Below are 15,904 nucleotides of genomic sequence, written 5' to 3'. Positions count from 1 at the left end.
CTGTGCCGCGCCGGGAGCGCGTCACAGTCGGCTCGAAAAGTGGTCATGAACGCCGATGGCACCGCGCCAGCGGCATAATTCCCGCCGAAAGCCTGGGGTCACGGGGCGAGCGGCGTTTGAGCCGTCCCGTGTCGGGCGCGTGCTACGAGGTAGCATGAAAATGACGGTATTGTGGCGCACGAAACTGTCTCTCAGTCTGCATAAAAATATGACTAACAAGCACTTAATTATGGGCGTCACTGTTTTTGGGCTGAAACAGCGGAATATCCTTGCCCGTGATATAGCGCCTACGCAGCCACGATGATATCCCATCCATGACCATCACTATCGCGACTAAAATCAGCGTGATGAACATCACCACATCCCAGTTCCATAAGCGCATGTTCTCCGCATAGACCAGCCCTATGCCTCCCGCGCCGACAAAACCTAATACGGCAGCAGAACGGGTATTCGATTCAATCTGGTAGAGGCTGAGCGCCAGAATGATGGGGAACGACTGTGTGAAGATACCAAAGCGGTGTTTTTGTAGCGCAGTGGCACCTAGCGCGCTCAGGCCTCGTCCGGGTGAACGTTCGACGGCTTCGTGCCCTTCCGCGTAGAGCTTGCCGAGCAGGCCAATATCCTGCATCACGATAGCCAACAGCCCCGCCAGCGGCCCCAGCCCGACGGCTCGCACGAATATCAGCCCCCAAATTGCCATATCAATGCCGCGCATCATGTCCAACAGGCACCGCACCAGCAGCGCAATTGGCCGTAGTCCGCGGCGCTGCATGATGTTACGCGCCGCAAAGAAGGAGAGGAGCAGCGCGATACAGGTCGCGGTTACCGTCCCCGCAAACACGATCGACAGCGTGATGGCAATTTGCGACAGGTAGTAACCAAAGGGCCAATTGAGAAAATCATGCCAGACAAACATGCGTAAAAAATAGCGCCCCAGCTGCGCCGAGCCATTGAGCCACTGCTGCCAGCTGATGCCAAAGGTCTGGAAAAAGAACAGGTAATACAGCGTGACCGCCAGCGCCAGTAGTGCGATTCGGCGTAGATAGCGCGACTGTATGCGAAACAGGTCGGGATGCTGCTTTTTCAATTGATCGACATCAGGCGACGTTACGGTTCTCATTTCACTGTCCTTCTACTACGCGGCGGCGTAAATAGCCGGATAAACCATCCAGCAGCGAGACCACAACGAGAATCAGCAATAAGGTCATACTGACCTGATCGTAGCGATCGAGCTTAATGTTGGTCATCAGTTCCTGACCGATGCCGCCCGCGCCGACCAAGCCAAGAATGGTGGAGGAACGGAAATTGATCTCCATGCGCATAAAGCTGTAGGAGAGAAAAATCGGTTTTACCTGTGGCCAGAAGGCGAAACGCATAATCTGGAGCTTGCTGGCAGCACAGCTAGCCAGACCGCGTATCGGCCGATCGGAAGCGCTTTCCAGAGACTCATAAAACAGTTTGGTTAAACTGCCGACGGTGTGCAACGCTAGCGCAATAAAGCCGGGCATGGCACCAATGCCAAACGCCATGACAAACATGACCGCCCAACCCAGCTCCGGCATGGTGCGTAAAAACGCCACCAGCGCACGAATAGTCACACGCAGCAGCATCGAGCTTTGCGTATTCGCGGCGGCACAGAATGCCAGCATCGTGGCAACCGCCACCGCAACGATTGTGGAAGCCAGCGCCATTTGCAGCGTTTCCCAGATCAGCGGCAGTTGTATCGGCAGCCGATATCCCCAATAAGCTAGAGAACCTTCGGTGTGAGCATTCGCCAGAAGCTGCTGCCAGTGCAATACAGGTAGCGTATCGCGCAAGTAACTGAAAAAACTCGGCAGAGAATGCCAGATAGTTGCGGGGCTGAATTCAGCGACCTTGCCCGCCCCCAGAAACAGGCAGGCCAGCAGCAAAGACCACAGTAGCGCCTCACGCTTCTGTCGCCCTTTAATCTGTTGATAATATTGCTCAAAGTCATTATTCAAAGCAGTGTCCTGTTTACCGGGCGATACGTCCTGCCCTGACTTTGATGAGCGGACTGAAAATGTTGCGCCCGTTCGATGTCATGTCTGAACGGGCGTTGAGGGAGCGGCGACGCGCCTGCTCTCGATCAGCGGTTGCCTTTCGTCAGTTCGCGTTTCATGTCGATGATGTGTTTGTAGTCATTCAGGCTTGCCGGACCGATATGCTGAGTTCCGCCCATCGCCTTGGTAAAGCATTCATGCTGTTCTTTATCCAACTTCATCACCGCAGTAATGACCTTCTGCTTAAAATCAGCAGGTAGCTTATTGCTGACCAGAATCGGGCCGTTCGGGATGATAGGGGACTGCCAGATAATCCGGATCTGCTGCATCAGATTCGGATGATCCATGCGGATCAGGCGGGTAAAAGCGCCGGCGGTGTAGCCCGTGTTGTAATCGCCCACCATCGATGTCCAGGCGACGGCACCGTCAAATTGACCGTTCAGTACACCCAGAATGTCCTGCTCATGGCCGCCAGAGAACGTCACGCTGGAAAAGAAATTGTTGTATTTGTTATCGTTGTTCCCGCCAAATTTCTGTTTGAATATCTGGTTGGGCACCAGAAAGCCCGAGGTGGAATCGGGATCGGCAAAGCCAAAAGATTTCCCTTTCAGGTCTTCCAGCTTTTTGTACGGACTGTCGGCTTTGACCACCACCACAGAGTAATAGCCGCGTGACTGGTCTTTATCGTCAACAGCGATACCGACGATATCCACCGCGTTAGGATCTTTCAGATAGACGGAGGCGAAAGACGATGGCGACATGCTCAAAACCAGATCGACTTTTCCCCCCAGCAGTCCCTGAATGACGCCGGAGTAATCCGAAGCGTTACGCAACCGGGTCTCAACCCCCAGCTCTTTATCAAGGAACTCTTTGACGCACTGGTTATCACCGATCTGCTGTGTCGCATTTTGCCCGCCCAAAATACCCAAATTCAGCTCTTTGGGCATCCCCGCCGCCGCCGCGCTGAAGACGGTCAGTGAGCTGGTTAACATCATCGCCAAACCAAAGATCTTTCTCATTGTTATCACCTGTTCTCGTGTCAAAGGCCATCGTGTTAAACGCACATCGCATTAATGTGCATTCAGTTCATCGCCATACAGCGTATGAAGCAGCGGCTCATCCAATCGCGTTGGATGCCCGTCAAAAACAATGCGCCCTTGGGCGATCCCGATAACCCGCGTGCAGTAATGCTTCACCAGATCCACCGAGTGCAGATTAACCATCACGCTAATCCCCTGCTGACTCACTTCCCGCAAGACATCCATGATGCGGCGGGTATTTTTGGGATCGAGCGACGCAACCGGTTCATCGGCGAGCAAAATTCTGGGCTGCTGCATGAGGGCCCGACAGATAGCGACACGTTGCATCTGGCCGCCTGAGAGGTTTTCCGCGCGTTGTAACGCCTGTGGCAGCATGTTTAACCATTGCAACAACTCGATGGCGCGAGCGCGGTCTTCGTCGGAAAACACACGAAAGAGTGACTTAAGCGTGGAGGTTTGGCTAAGGCGACCCAGCAAGACATTGGTGAGGACATCCAGCCGCGGCACCAGGCAGAAATCCTGAAAAATCATGCCGCAATGGGCGCGCCATTGGCGTATCTGGCGCGAGCTTAGCTTGATAATATCCTGTGGCTGCTCACCGCTGTAATTGATGATTTCACCGCCAGAGGCTGAAATCGTGCCGTTTAAAAGATGCAGCAGCGTCGATTTTCCCGCCCCGGAACGGCCAATGACAGCAACGAATTCTCCCGTGTGCAGATCGAAGTTAACGTCGTCTAGCACCCGGTGTTGTGGAGACCACGCTTTCCCCACGCCTCGAACGGACAGCACCTTTTGCGGCTGAACGGGCTGCAACTGCGTTTTGAATTCGAGGCCAGATTTCAATTGTGCCTGTGCCATCTTGATATCCACTGTGGTGAGGTAGCCCCCTCATTAAGAACAGATGGCGTGATGGTTTAATGAACAACAAATGATTAAATAATGACCAGTTGAAACGATTTGTGAGGCTATCCTTAGCCGCGCCAAAATCCGCTAATAAGTAAATCAATCGATTAGTACACCTTCTGCCCTTTTGCCCACACATGACGAATATGAACATGGCCGTGAAGCGTATGCGCCAGAACCAGATCGGCACGCCCTCCTTCAACAATCACACCGCGATCGTGCAATCCAATAGCGCGGGCGGGATTGCGCGTCAGCAAGGTGATAGCACGCGGCAGGTCATAAGGATTGCTCTCATCCTGTGCCAGACGAAAGGCGGCATCAAGCAGGCTGGCGGGGTAATAATCAGAAGAGAGAATATCCAATAAGCCCTGCTGCGCCAGTTGGCTGGCGGATACGTTGCCTGAATGCGAGCCGCCGCGTACCACGTTGGGTGCGCCCATCAACACCAGCAACCCTCGGTCGTGTGAGTATCTCGCCGCCGCCTCGGTAGTGGGAAATTCAGCAATCGCACAGCCCACCTGAAGGGATTCGTTAACGTGTTCTACTGTGGCATCGTCATGGCTGGCTAATGCGATCCCTTTTTTACGGCAGAGTGCCGCGATCGCCAGCCGATTGGGCTGAGACCAGCAAGCGGCCAACCCCCTCTGTTCTTCTTCAAACGCGTCCATCTGTAGGTTACTGAGATGATATTTTCCCTGAAAATACTCACGGTATTTCTGCAACGATGTGTACTGACGCTGGCCGGGCGAGTGATCCATCAATGACACCAGCAGCAGGTCGGGGGTATTCATCAATTGTTCAAACAGCGGCACCGTGGCGTCATACGGCAGTTCGCAACGCAGGTGCAGCCAGTGTTCGGCGCGGTTTAGCCCTTTTTCCTGCCCCTGACGGATCGCCTCAACCATTTTATTGAGATTATCGAAGCGATGACCACCGTCCCGCACATCCCCCACGGCAATCGCATCCAGCACGGTGGTAATGCCGTTCGCCACCATCAGCGCATCGTGGCTGCTCATGGCCGAGTAGGCTGGCCAATCCACTTTTGGCCGCGGGGTAAAAAATTTATCGAGATTATCGGTATGCAGCTCCACCAGCCCCGGCAGCAGGAATCCCCCTTCGCCATCAAAAGCCTCCGGCAGATGGCTACATGCGCTGCTGACGTGAGTAATGACGCCGTCTTGCACATCCAGCGATCCGTAAACCACCTCATTTTCCAATACCAAATGGACATTATTGATAATCATGTTGCTGCACCCCGGGATAAGGTTGCATAGCGTGTAAATGCGTGGCGAGCCGGTTACGCACCGCGCCGTCATGGAAAATGCCGACAATCGCCGCCCCGCCCTCACGGGCTTCTTCAATCAGTTGAACCACCACATTGCTATTGCCGCTGTCCAGCGACGCGGTCGGTTCATCCAGCAGGAGAATCGGATAATCAGCGATAAACCCTCGGGCGATATTCACCCTCTGCTGTTCTCCCCCAGAAAAGGTCGATGGCGGTAGCGACCAGAGTCGTTCTGGTACGTTGAGCCGGGCGAGCAACTGTCTGGCACGATCCTCACACTCGGCACGCGCCATACCGCGCTCCAGCAGGGGCTGAATGACGACATCCAGCGTGGAGACGCGGGGAATCACCCGTAAAAACTGGCTAACCCAGCCAATCGTATCGCGGCGAATGGCAAGAATTTGCCGTGACGGGGCGTTCACCAAGTCGACCCAATGATGGTGGTGCTTTACCCAGATATGGCCGCTGTTAGGCTGGTAGTTAGCATATAGCGAACGGAGCAGCGTCGATTTGCCACTGCCGGAATGACCATCCAGCACTACGCATTCCCCTGCCTTGACCTCAAAATTGGCGTCATGCAACACGGGCAAAGCCGCGCCGTGCTGATTGTGTAACACGAAGACTTTATAAAGATGCTCAACGCGAAGCTGTGTGTTCATGGCGTGTTCCGATTGATTACAACCTGATTCACCCGCGCTAGAGCGGGATTTGCGCGGCTTCCATCAGCTCAGGACTGACGAAACCAACAGTTGCGTATAAGGGTGTCTGGGATCGTCCAGCACACGGTCAATCAGGCCGCTTTCGACAACCCGCCCTTGTTTCATCACGATCAGGTGGTGGGCCAGCATTCGCGCGACGCCCAAATCATGCGTCACGATCACCACCGCCAGATTCAGTTCACGCACCAGAGTACGTAAGAGATCCAGCAGGCGAGCCTGTACGGAAACATCAAGGCCGCCGGTCGGTTCGTCCATGAAGACCAATTTAGGACGCGTCACCAGACTACGGGCAATTTGCAGACGCTGCTGCATACCGCCGGAGAAGGTGGTGGGCAGATCGTCAATACGCGCGACCGGGATCTCAACATCCTGTAACCACTGGCTTGCCTGCTGGCGAATCTCACCGTAGTGGCGCTGTCCCGCGGCCATCAGCCGTTCACCAATATTGCCGCCGGCCGAAACCTGCGGGCGCAGGCCATCAAGCGGATACTGATGCACCACGCCCCATTCGGTGCGCAGCAGACGTCGCCGTTCACTTTCGCTCAGGCGATATAAATCGCGTCCCTGATAGTCAATCGTTCCCTGCTGTGGCGTTAGCCGTGCCGAGATAGCCTGTAATAGCGTAGTTTTTCCCGACCCCGACTCGCCGACGATCCCCAGCACTTCTCCCGGAAAAAGCTCAAACGAGACGTCTTCAAAACCCTTTTCCGGCGCATAAAGGTGCGTCAGGTTATTGACCGCCAGCAACGGCTGTTCACTGCGATTCATGGCTTTGTTTCTCCTGCTGCTGACGGCAATAGTCGGTATCGGAGCAGACAAACAGACGCGATCCTTCATCATCTATCACGATTTCATCAAGGTAGCTATCATGTGAACCACACAGCGCACAGGGCTGATCCCAGCGTTGAACGCAGAACGGGTGATCGTCAAAATCCAGACTTTTCACGTCACAGTAGGGAGGCAAGGCATAAATGCGTTTTTCTCTGCCTGCGCCAAACAGTTGCAGCGCGGGCATTCTGTGCATTTTGGGGTTATCAAACTTGGGAATGGGCGAAGGGTCCATCACATAGCGGTCATTCACCTTCACCGGATACGCGTAGGTTGTCGCAATATGACCATAGCGGGCGATATCTTCGTACAACTTCACCTGCATGATGCCGTACTCTTCCAGCGCATGCATCTTGCGCGTTTCGACCTCACGCGGCTCAATAAAGCGCAGCGGATCGGGGATCGGCACCTGATAGATTAGAATCTGATCTTCTTTCAGCGGCGTTTCGGGAATGCGGTGGCGCGTCTGAATCAGCGTAGCCTCGACGGTGCGCTCGGTGGTCACCGCCCCGCTCACGCGCTGGAAGAAACGTCGGATAGAGACGGCATTGGTCGTGTCGTCCGCGCCCTGATCGATCACTTTCAGCACATCGTTTTCACCAATCAGGCTGGCGGTGAGCTGAATGCCGCCGGTTCCCCAGCCGTAGGGCATCGGCATTTCCCGCCCGCCAAACGGCACCTGATAGCCGGGAATCGCCACCGCCTTCAAAATAGCGCGCCGGATCGTACGTTTGGTTTGCTCATCAAGATAGCCAGGGTTATAGCCGCTTAACTCATGCATTTTTACCCTCCTGATACTCCTGACGCAGGCGTTTCAATAGCTCCAGCTCCGCCTGAAAATCGACGTAATGAGGTAATTTGAGGTGAGAGACAAACCCCGCCGCCTCGACGTTATCCGCGTGCGACAGCACAAACTCCTCGTCCTGCGCCGGACTGGTCACACGTTCGTGATGCTCTGCGGTTTGCAGGGCGCGATCGACCAGAGCCATCGACATGGCTTTACGCTCCGCTCGCCCAAACACCAACCCGTAGCCTCGGGTAAAGTGCGGCGCTTCCTCATCCCTGTCGGTAAACCCGTTGACCATTTCACATTCGGTCAGCAGGATTTCACCGATTTCCAGCGGAAAGCCCAGCTCCTCCGGCACAATCTCTACCGTGACAAAGCCGGTGCGGATCTCACCGGCAAAGGGATGAGTGCGGCCATAACCGCGCTGCGTCGAGTAGCTTAACGCCAGCAGAAAGCCTTCATCCCCCCGCACCAGCTGTTGCAGACGCGCCGAACGCGGGGCGGGATAACTCGGGGGATCGCGGGTGATATCACACGGCTCGCTGCCGTCATCCTCTTCCCTGACGGCAAAGCCCTCGCGAGTCATCAGATCAAATATCAGTGGGCACGTTGCTTCCAGTGGTATATCCGCCACGGATGGCGCGGGTGTATCACCGTTGGCAAGCAGCGTGAAATCCAGTAAACGATGAGTGTAATCGTAGGTGGGGCCGAGAACCTGTCCGCCCGGCACATCTTTGTAGACCGCCGAAATGCGTCGCTCAATCCGCATGTTCGCCGTCATTAGCGGCAGGCTGTCCGCCAGGCGCGGCAGCGTCGTGCGATACGCACGCAGCAGAAAAATAGCTTCCACTATATCGCCACTGGCCTGCTTGATCGCCAGCGCCGCCAGTTCACGATCGTAAATTCCGCCTTCGGTCATCACGCGATCGACCGCCAGCCCGAGCTGTTGTTCAACCTGCTGACAGCCAATCTCTGGGATATCACGATCCCCACGGCGCAGATCCTCCTGTAAGCGATGGGCATTCTCGATCGCTTTCTCTCCCCCTTTCACGGCGACATACATCAGCAAACCTCCACGTGGGTGGTGCGCGGCAATGCCATCAGGGCATCGGCACAGGTGAACATCAGATCGATACCTTGCGGAAAGGGATCGGGACGGTGGCAGAGATAGCGCACGATGTCCGGCGACAGCTGCGGATCAACGACGCGTGAGGTTTCCAACCCCGGCCCGCTCAGGCGCAGCGGCGTGCCGCTGGTCAGGGAACTAACCTCGATGATGACCGTGGTGCTCTTTTCCGGCGACATGACGTCACCGGCAGAAAACCGCGACAGCGCGATAGCCGTGGCCGATGAGACGTGAAGCAAGGCGAAGGACGCTGATTCAGCGTGGGTCAATATCGCACCGGTATGAAAACGCAGATTGCTGCGGAGGGTGTCATCATCCAATGCATCATCCAGCCAGAGCGGCGTATCGCGATCGACCAGCGTCAGCATCACCGCAGTCGAAGCGGGAGAAAGCCGCCCCCAGCCTTGCTGTAACGGTAAGGTCACCGTTACGCCCGGTTCGCTTACGGCCTTGAGGATGCGCCGAAAAGTACACTGCGCGTCAGCCACTGGCTGCGCAAAGCTCGCTTGTATAAACATCAGTTATCTCCGCGAACCAACGTGAAGAAATCGACCTTGCTGCTGGCAATTTCACGCGCGCGCTGTTCACACAGCTCGGCACGCTGCGCCGCCAGAGGCTCGATGAGATGCTCCTGTAACCGATCGTGGTTTTCCGGCTGTTGCAGCAGGGCATCAATCACGGCACAGCGCTCGGCATGGGCTTTATCGCGGCCGGCCACATAGCTGTATCCACACGTACCGTCTGCCAGACGCACCACGGCACGCGTCATCGTCATATCTCCCAGCACAAAGCGCTTGCCCGTTCCCCCCATTCTCGCCTGTAGGCGAGTCAGGCCAATTTCGGCGGCGCGCAGCAAAGCGTACTGCGGGTGTAAATTGAGCGCGTGCCAGTGTTTCTCCAGCTCGGCAACCGGGCTGAATGCCAACACCGAGAGCCAGCGTTGACGGCGTGTTAGCGTATCCATCTAGTGCTCCAGCGTCAGTTCGATCATATCGCCGCGCGTCAGGCTGACGGAGTACTCGGCGATCTCACCGTTTGCGGTTTTATTCAGCGTGCGCAAGCACAGCAGCGGTGCCTGCGCGTCGATTTCCAGTAGCCGGCTCTCTTTAGCCTGAGCCAGACGCGTACTGATGCGTGTTTGCGTGCGAACCAGCGTCTGATTCAATCGCTCGGTAATAAAGTCGTGCAGCGAGCCGCTATTGAACTGCTGTAGGTGCGGCCACCAGGAAAGATTGGGCAGGAAATGGTTAATGACGCAGACGGGTATGCCATTCACCCGGCGCAGCGTACGTAAATGGATGACGTTGTCGCCTTCGCCACAGCCCAGCGTGGTGGCAATATCCTGACTGGCCGGACTCAGCATGGCAAAGAGTCGTTCGCTGGAAGGGCTGCTGCCTTGATCCAGCAGGTTCTGGCTAAAGTGAGCCTGCGCATGCAGCGGGTAATCATAAGGTCGCATAAGCACCAAGATCCCCACGCCGTGACGGCGTTGAACCAGCCCCTTTTTCACCAAATCATCCACGGCGCGGCGTAACGTATGCCGATTAACGGCGTAGTGCGTCGCCAGCTGCTTTTCAGAGGGAAGATAGTCGCCACATTTGTAGCGCTCGCGTAACGTTTCCTCTAATCGGGCGGCAATCGCCTGATAGATAGTGGTCGGATGTCTGGACAACTGCGTCATAAAAAATCTCCCAGAAACAGGGAACATCAATACGAATCGGAAGGAGAACGCTGAGATGTATAAATATCGTACGATTATGAGGAGGGAATATGTCTGTCTCGTTAATCAGGCATGGCACAAAAATGAACTTTTTTCGATAGGCTGCTAACGATGTATGGCTATCGGCAGCGCATTATCTCACCGGGCGACAGCCCTGCATCAAACGCCCCACACACGGTTTTACCCGCGCATGGGGGATGATTTTCAAGTATCAGAATGTGAGTCCAAACTGCAGTTTGGCGCTGTTTTCGCGCATTTTATCGCTTACTAAGCCCTGATAGCCCAGCAACAGCGTCGCATTCTGCTTAATCGCCAACGTGACGCCCGCCCGTACTAGCAGCGCATCGCGATCGTCAGTGGCAGAGTGGACGGTATAGGCATCGCCGCCTTGCACAAAACTCAGCCGCGTTTGATTACGATCCGGCGTCAGGCGTCGCTGATAGCCCGCATCGGCATAGAGCCGGACAGGCGAGAGTGAAGACCAGCGTGCCTCACCGCGTAAGCCCAGCGTTGAGTATCCCGCCCCGCTGTCCTGACGTTCCCAGCGCAGCGCGGCAGCGCTACCGTGCTCCTGTCCGCCCGCGAGATCGAGCCAGGCATACGAAAGGTTGCCATAAGGCTCGACGCTTAGGCTGTCATTGAACGCAAACCGATGACTTCCTTCCGCAAATCCCTGAAACAGATGCGCATGATAATCTGCCTGCGCGCGGCTCGTGAGTCCGGGCACCTGAATGTCTCGCTCGCTGCCCATATCCAGATAGCTGTAGACCAGACCGGAGCGCCATGCGATGCCGCTATAGTTCGTTCCCCAATAGCTGCCAACGTGATAAGCCGTCACATCGTTACTGGCGGCACGCGCATCGGTTTTAATCTTGCTTTTCTCTGCGCCGACGACGACACCCAGCGTGCTGCTTTCGCCGACTGGGCTACCGTTACCGATTAAGAAACCATAGCCGCTATGGTTAACGCGTGAGGATTCAGCGGTCTCATCGAACTGACCATTGTTCGCCCACGTACTCAGCCAAAGCGACTGTGCATTTTCATCGTGCAGCGCACTGTTGATCTCGTCCCGCACGTACCGGCTACGCTGGAGCAATGCGGCACGCGAGGCGGCGTAGATCTCACCGTCGAGGTTATCAAACGCCGCCCGTGCGGTCGCTTCACTGCGGCTGTTCGCGATAGCAGAGAAAACTGGCCCACTATTCTGGCTCTCGATCGTCTGCGCAACGGCACGTTGATTAAGGCTGGTAGCAACGTCATTAAAGGCGCGATTATTGCGCACCACGTCCAGATAAGCCTGCTTGTTGCCATAGCTCAGCGTATCTTGCAGGAAAGGCTGGGTTGAGTTGGATGTTAATCCATCAAAGCTGCCGCTCAGGGTGCCACCGACATTCAACAGGGTAAACCGATCGCCTAATGACTGCGAAGGCGCATCCAGCACCACGGTGCCCGCCAGCGTCGCATCCTGTGTGACATTCAGGCCATCGGCATTGCCCTGCTCATCAATCTCATAGTGATAAAGGCTGCCGGATTGAAACACCACATTGCCCACCGTTAATGTACCAACGGATGCACCGGGTGAAAGCGTGGAGCCGTTCTCAAGCGTGACGGTGCCGGCGATGTTGCCATGCCCACCCAGCGTCGCCGCAGATTGCACCCAGACATCCCCCGCCAGACTGCCGCTCCCCTGCGCAACTTTGCCCACAATGACGCTGCCGCCTTCGACAATGGTCGGCCCGAGATAGGTGTTATTACCCGTCAGATAAAGGGCTCCTGCGCCCTGCTTACGCAAGCCGACATCCAACTGATACAGGGAACTACTGCTGGTCGTATTTTTCACCTGTGCAATGTCATTGCTCCAGGTGCTGGAATATCCTTGCGTATCAACCCCGTAGATCGCGTAGTTACCGTTAAACGTGCCACTACTGAGATCGCTATCGCTCAGCCTCTGGGCATTTAATGCGCCCGGCCCCTGCACCGCTTTATACGCATTCACCATCCCCTGACCAAATAGCGATTGGTAATCATCCGTCGTAAGCACATTGATATTTTGCGCGCTGGCGCGGGCACGAATCGCGCTGCGCACCTGTTCATCCGTAAGATTATCGAAGAACGCATCCTCTCTGACCCGTGCCAGAAAGACGGTCATTTCCTCATCGCTAAACGTGACAGCATTCCCCGTCGAATAAACATTGAGTTCACTACTGAGATGGTTTTGATGGTCATCGTAATTCTTGTGGATGAGCAACACCGCACGCGGGGTATTACTACCGGTGAGCGGCGTGGCCGTGGACAAAAGAATATCGGCTAGCTGCTTACCGTTCAGATACGGAAACGCCTCAGACGCCAGCGCGGCAACGCCCGAAACGTAAGGTGCCGAAAATGACGTGCCGCTAAATGTGTCAGTGGTGTTCGCATCTCTGGTAGAAACAATATTCACGCCCGGCGCAAGCAGCGTATAAGCCGACGCCCCAAATCCCAGGTTACTGAATGATGCAATAAACGCCGCACTGGAAGGGCGCTGAGAAGGATCGTAAGCCACAACACTGAGCCAGTTATTAGCAATCGTATTGTCAATTCCGTAGGCATCTAATAGCGTTGGCAACCCAGCATTAATCGACGGCGTCAGGTGCCCTTCGTTCCCGGCAGAAAACACCGTTAACTGACCCTGTTTTGCCATCTCCGTACCAATCACCATATTGTTATTGATGATACCGTCCAGCAATTCAATCTGACGATCGGCGCTGAACGTCTGCACCGTGTCGTTAAATATTTGGTATCCCCAGCTATTATTGACGATCTTGATATCTGGGCGATCGAGCACGTTAAGCTGGGCATTCACCAATGTATTCGATGAAAAAGTGGTTCCTAACGGCAGCAGGTTCGCCTGATAGGCGATGCCGTGAATGCCGCTATCGTTTTTCGCCGCACCAATGACGCCCGCCACCGCATAGCCATGAAAAGCGCCATCCCACGGGGATGAGATCCACCCCGCGCCCGAATCCACCCGTCCGGCAAATTCATCACCGCTCAGTTCGCCGGTCGCATCAATGATCGCAACGCCAACGCCCTTCCCCGAGAAACCGAGACTGTAGGCCTCTGCGGCGTTGATTGAATCCAGTGCAGCACCGTTCCGTTCATACTCCGCCGTCCGAAAATTATCTGCTCCCCATAACGTTACAGGACAAAACAGCAGTAACCCCATCGCAAGCACACGGTAAGGCGCGCCATCACGACCACCGTTCAGACCAGAATCGCGCGACGTCGTCGTGATACATATTTCATTGTTTTTACATGAATGACTTTTAAATAAATGGTTGTTAAAAGGATTATTTTTGAAAGGATGGATTTTCCACATCGAGAGCATTAACGACACCCTGTTCGAACACAAATGTGATTGTCACTCTATGTTACTAGTACAAATAATCATAACGCATGAAGGTAACAATCAATGAATTTCATGAGGCATTCGGTTACAGGTAAAGAGGTCAGACCGAAAAGGAAAATACGGAGAAGGGAGAGAGAGGAAAAGGACGATCAAAAAACGGGCCTCAGCCCGTTTCCTTAAGCGACGTCAGTTTACTTCAGCGTCTGCAACAGACTCTTGCGCTGGTTTTCCAGCGATGTGACGCGGCTACAGACGTCATTGCCGAAGCGCTGGAACTCCAGTTCCTGATTGTTCCACTCGGCCTGAATCGCTTTCTGCAAACCGCCGAGGTTGCCCATCATCGCCTGTAGCGGGTTGCCGCCGCTGGACATCTGTTTTACGCCCATTTCGTTCAGGCTGTCCTGCAAGACGCCGCCCATGCTTTGCTGCACGAGCTGCTTGCCATCTTGTTCAACTTGCTTAATCGCCTGATGGTGAAACGTCAGGCCATCGGTGCGGTGTTCGATAATTCGGTTCATCTGCTGCTTGAGCTGTTTATCCAACGTCGTCAGACGATTGCGTACATTGCTGTCGCTGCCAAGCTCTTGCACGATGACGTTATCCAGCGCGACTCGCGCTTTTTCAAGATGCTGCTGCGCGCCCTGGTCGATCCACGGCAGCTGCTGGCGTAAATCCGCCTGATAGGCTTTGGCTTTCTGGCGCTGCTCGGCATTAAGAGTCAGCGGTGTACCGTTACGGACGATATCGCCCTGCGGAGAGAGTTGTAAATTGCCGCTGGCACCCACGACCTGTACGTGTTGCGGACTGATAATGATGTCGTCCTGCGGGTTCACGTTGCACTGGTAGGCCGCCTGCGCTTGCCAGGACAACAACATCAATAAACCCAAGGTTATTTTACGCGACATATTTTCTCCTGAAGAAAACAACGGCAGTAGCGGGAGAGCGACAATCCGCCCTTTGATGAGGCGGATAACGCCTGAGCCAGAATCAGCTCAGGCATGCCTTGATAAGACCAAGGATTACAGCAGGTGTTCTGGCAGATCCCACCAGATATCGAACAGGTTGCTGACTTTCACGTCCGTCAGTTTCTGCTCTTCCAACCAGCGGCTAACCAGTTGACGATGCTCTTCGGTACAATGACCAACTTTTTGCAGACAGATCAGGCCTTCCCAGAGCAAATAACCGCTGCCTTCAAATGCCAGTCCTTGTGGTTCAATGACGTCGTCAACGAACTTATCCATCAGCTGATCGATATCTTCTACGCTAGTGCCTTCTGGAAAGCGGAAGCTGACAGAAAAACCTAATTCCTGAAACTCATCGATATGAAGCTTTTTACGTAAACGACGGCTACGAGCTTGTGCCATTTTATTTTATCCTCTCAAACATCAGATCCCACACGCCATGCCCCAAACGCTGGCCGCGCGCTTCAAATTTCGTCAACGGACGGGAGTCCGGCCGCTCAACGTACTCATTATTATTGGAAAGATTACGGTACTCGGTGACAGAGGTCATCACTTCGAGCATATGTTGCGCATAAGGTTCCCAGTCTGTTGCCATATGGAACACGCCGCCGACCTTCAGCTTACTCTGTACCAGTTGAACAAAAGGCACCTGGACGATACGGCGTTTATTATGGCGGGCTTTATGCCACGGGTCTGGGAAGAAGAGTTGAACCATGGACAGTGAGCCATCTGGGATCATATTCATCAGCACTTCGATCGCATCGTGACACATCACGCGCAGATTGCTGATTCCCGCTTCCTGTGCGGCAGCAAGACATGCCCCCACGCCCGGCAGGTGAACTTCGATACCGAGGAAATTCTGCTCAGGATGCTGTGCCGCCATCGTCACCAGCGAGGCGCCCATCCCAAACCCAATTTCCAGCACCACCGGCGCGTCACGACCAAATAGCGCGTTAAAATCGACCAGCTCGGTCTGATATTCCACGCCCATCACCGGCCAGTAGTTATCCAGCGCCAGCTGTTGCCCGTTAGTCAAGCGCCCCTGACGGCGGACAAAACTGCGGATACGACGCATCGGGCGCCCATTTTCATCAAATTCCGGTGAAATGACGTTGTTAATCATAA

At 54.9% G+C, this 15,904-nt stretch carries 16 protein-coding genes; all 16 read right to left on the bottom strand.

The window, feature by feature from the left end; genetic code table 11:
* Positions 1-223: 223 nt before the first annotated feature.
* The 16 genes from phnE (NXT09_RS20705) to trmB all read right to left on the bottom strand — a co-directional run bounded on the left by phnE (NXT09_RS20705) (position 224) and on the right by trmB (position 15,902).
* Complete coding sequence (gene phnE, locus NXT09_RS20705; RefSeq protein WP_268581032.1) at positions 224-1,120, bottom strand: phosphonate ABC transporter, permease protein PhnE; 897 nt, start codon at positions 1,118-1,120, stop codon at positions 224-226.
* A 1-nt stretch (position 1,121) separates the two neighbouring features.
* Complete coding sequence (gene phnE / locus NXT09_RS20700; protein ID WP_268581031.1) at positions 1,122-1,982, bottom strand: phosphonate ABC transporter, permease protein PhnE; 861 nt, start codon at positions 1,980-1,982, stop codon at positions 1,122-1,124.
* A 125-nt stretch (positions 1,983-2,107) separates the two neighbouring features.
* Complete coding sequence (phnD, locus tag NXT09_RS20695) at positions 2,108-3,040, bottom strand: phosphonate ABC transporter substrate-binding protein (RefSeq protein ID WP_268581030.1); 933 nt, start codon at positions 3,038-3,040, stop codon at positions 2,108-2,110.
* A 51-nt stretch (positions 3,041-3,091) separates the two neighbouring features.
* Positions 3,092-3,919: a phosphonate ABC transporter ATP-binding protein gene (gene phnC / locus NXT09_RS20690; protein ID WP_205552992.1), complete on the bottom strand. Its 828-nt coding sequence runs from the start codon at positions 3,917-3,919 to the stop codon at positions 3,092-3,094.
* A 152-nt stretch (positions 3,920-4,071) separates the two neighbouring features.
* Entirely contained in the window at positions 4,072-5,208 is a 1,137-nt protein-coding gene (phnM, locus tag NXT09_RS20685) for an alpha-D-ribose 1-methylphosphonate 5-triphosphate diphosphatase (protein WP_268581029.1), read from the bottom strand.
* Positions 5,195-5,908 (bottom strand): phosphonate C-P lyase system protein PhnL, encoded by a 714-nt coding sequence (gene phnL, locus NXT09_RS20680; protein WP_174877198.1) that lies wholly within the window; start codon positions 5,906-5,908, stop codon positions 5,195-5,197. The genes phnM and phnL overlap by 14 nt, the downstream gene beginning before the upstream one ends.
* 63 nt (positions 5,909-5,971) lie before the next feature.
* Positions 5,972-6,736, bottom strand: coding sequence for a phosphonate C-P lyase system protein PhnK (gene phnK / locus NXT09_RS20675; RefSeq protein ID WP_127157636.1), 765 nt, complete (start codon positions 6,734-6,736; stop codon positions 5,972-5,974).
* Positions 6,723-7,577 carry an alpha-D-ribose 1-methylphosphonate 5-phosphate C-P-lyase PhnJ gene (locus tag NXT09_RS20670; protein ID WP_127157637.1) on the bottom strand — a complete coding sequence of 285 codons (855 nt, stop codon included), beginning with the start codon at positions 7,575-7,577 and terminating at the stop codon, positions 6,723-6,725. Before NXT09_RS20670 ends, phnK begins: the two co-directional genes overlap by 14 nt.
* The gene (locus NXT09_RS20665; RefSeq protein ID WP_268581028.1) at positions 7,570-8,646 is read right to left on the bottom strand and encodes a carbon-phosphorus lyase complex subunit; all 1,077 of its coding nucleotides are present in this window, start codon (positions 8,644-8,646) and stop codon (positions 7,570-7,572) included. The genes NXT09_RS20670 and NXT09_RS20665 overlap by 8 nt, the downstream gene beginning before the upstream one ends.
* Complete coding sequence (gene phnH, locus NXT09_RS20660) at positions 8,646-9,227, bottom strand: phosphonate C-P lyase system protein PhnH (RefSeq protein ID WP_268581027.1); 582 nt, start codon at positions 9,225-9,227, stop codon at positions 8,646-8,648. The genes NXT09_RS20665 and phnH overlap by 1 nt, the downstream gene beginning before the upstream one ends.
* On the bottom strand, positions 9,227-9,673 hold the full coding sequence (gene phnG / locus NXT09_RS20655) for a phosphonate C-P lyase system protein PhnG (RefSeq protein WP_268581026.1): 447 nt from the start codon (positions 9,671-9,673) through the stop codon (positions 9,227-9,229). The genes phnH and phnG overlap by 1 nt, the downstream gene beginning before the upstream one ends.
* Positions 9,674-10,390 (bottom strand): phosphonate metabolism transcriptional regulator PhnF, encoded by a 717-nt coding sequence (gene phnF, locus NXT09_RS20650; protein ID WP_268581025.1) that lies wholly within the window; start codon positions 10,388-10,390, stop codon positions 9,674-9,676.
* Positions 10,391-10,640: 250 nt separating this feature from the next.
* Positions 10,641-13,634, bottom strand: coding sequence for an autotransporter domain-containing protein (locus tag NXT09_RS20645; protein WP_268581024.1), 2,994 nt, complete (start codon positions 13,632-13,634; stop codon positions 10,641-10,643).
* A gap of 374 nt (positions 13,635-14,008) precedes the next feature.
* On the bottom strand, positions 14,009-14,722 hold the full coding sequence (locus tag NXT09_RS20640; RefSeq protein WP_010282855.1) for a YggN family protein: 714 nt from the start codon (positions 14,720-14,722) through the stop codon (positions 14,009-14,011).
* Positions 14,723-14,836: 114 nt separating this feature from the next.
* Positions 14,837-15,181 carry a YggL family protein gene (locus NXT09_RS20635; protein ID WP_010282853.1) on the bottom strand — a complete coding sequence of 115 codons (345 nt, stop codon included), beginning with the start codon at positions 15,179-15,181 and terminating at the stop codon, positions 14,837-14,839.
* A gap of 1 nt (position 15,182) precedes the next feature.
* Positions 15,183-15,902 (bottom strand): tRNA (guanosine(46)-N7)-methyltransferase TrmB, encoded by a 720-nt coding sequence (trmB, locus tag NXT09_RS20630; RefSeq protein ID WP_205553006.1) that lies wholly within the window; start codon positions 15,900-15,902, stop codon positions 15,183-15,185.
* Positions 15,903-15,904 lie beyond the last annotated feature (2 nt).

Origin of the sequence: Pectobacterium jejuense (genome assembly GCF_026800125.1) — a bacterium.
GTDB classification, from domain to species: domain Bacteria; phylum Pseudomonadota; class Gammaproteobacteria; order Enterobacterales; family Enterobacteriaceae; genus Pectobacterium; species Pectobacterium jejuense.
This window is presented reverse-complemented; position numbering and strand designations above follow the sequence as displayed.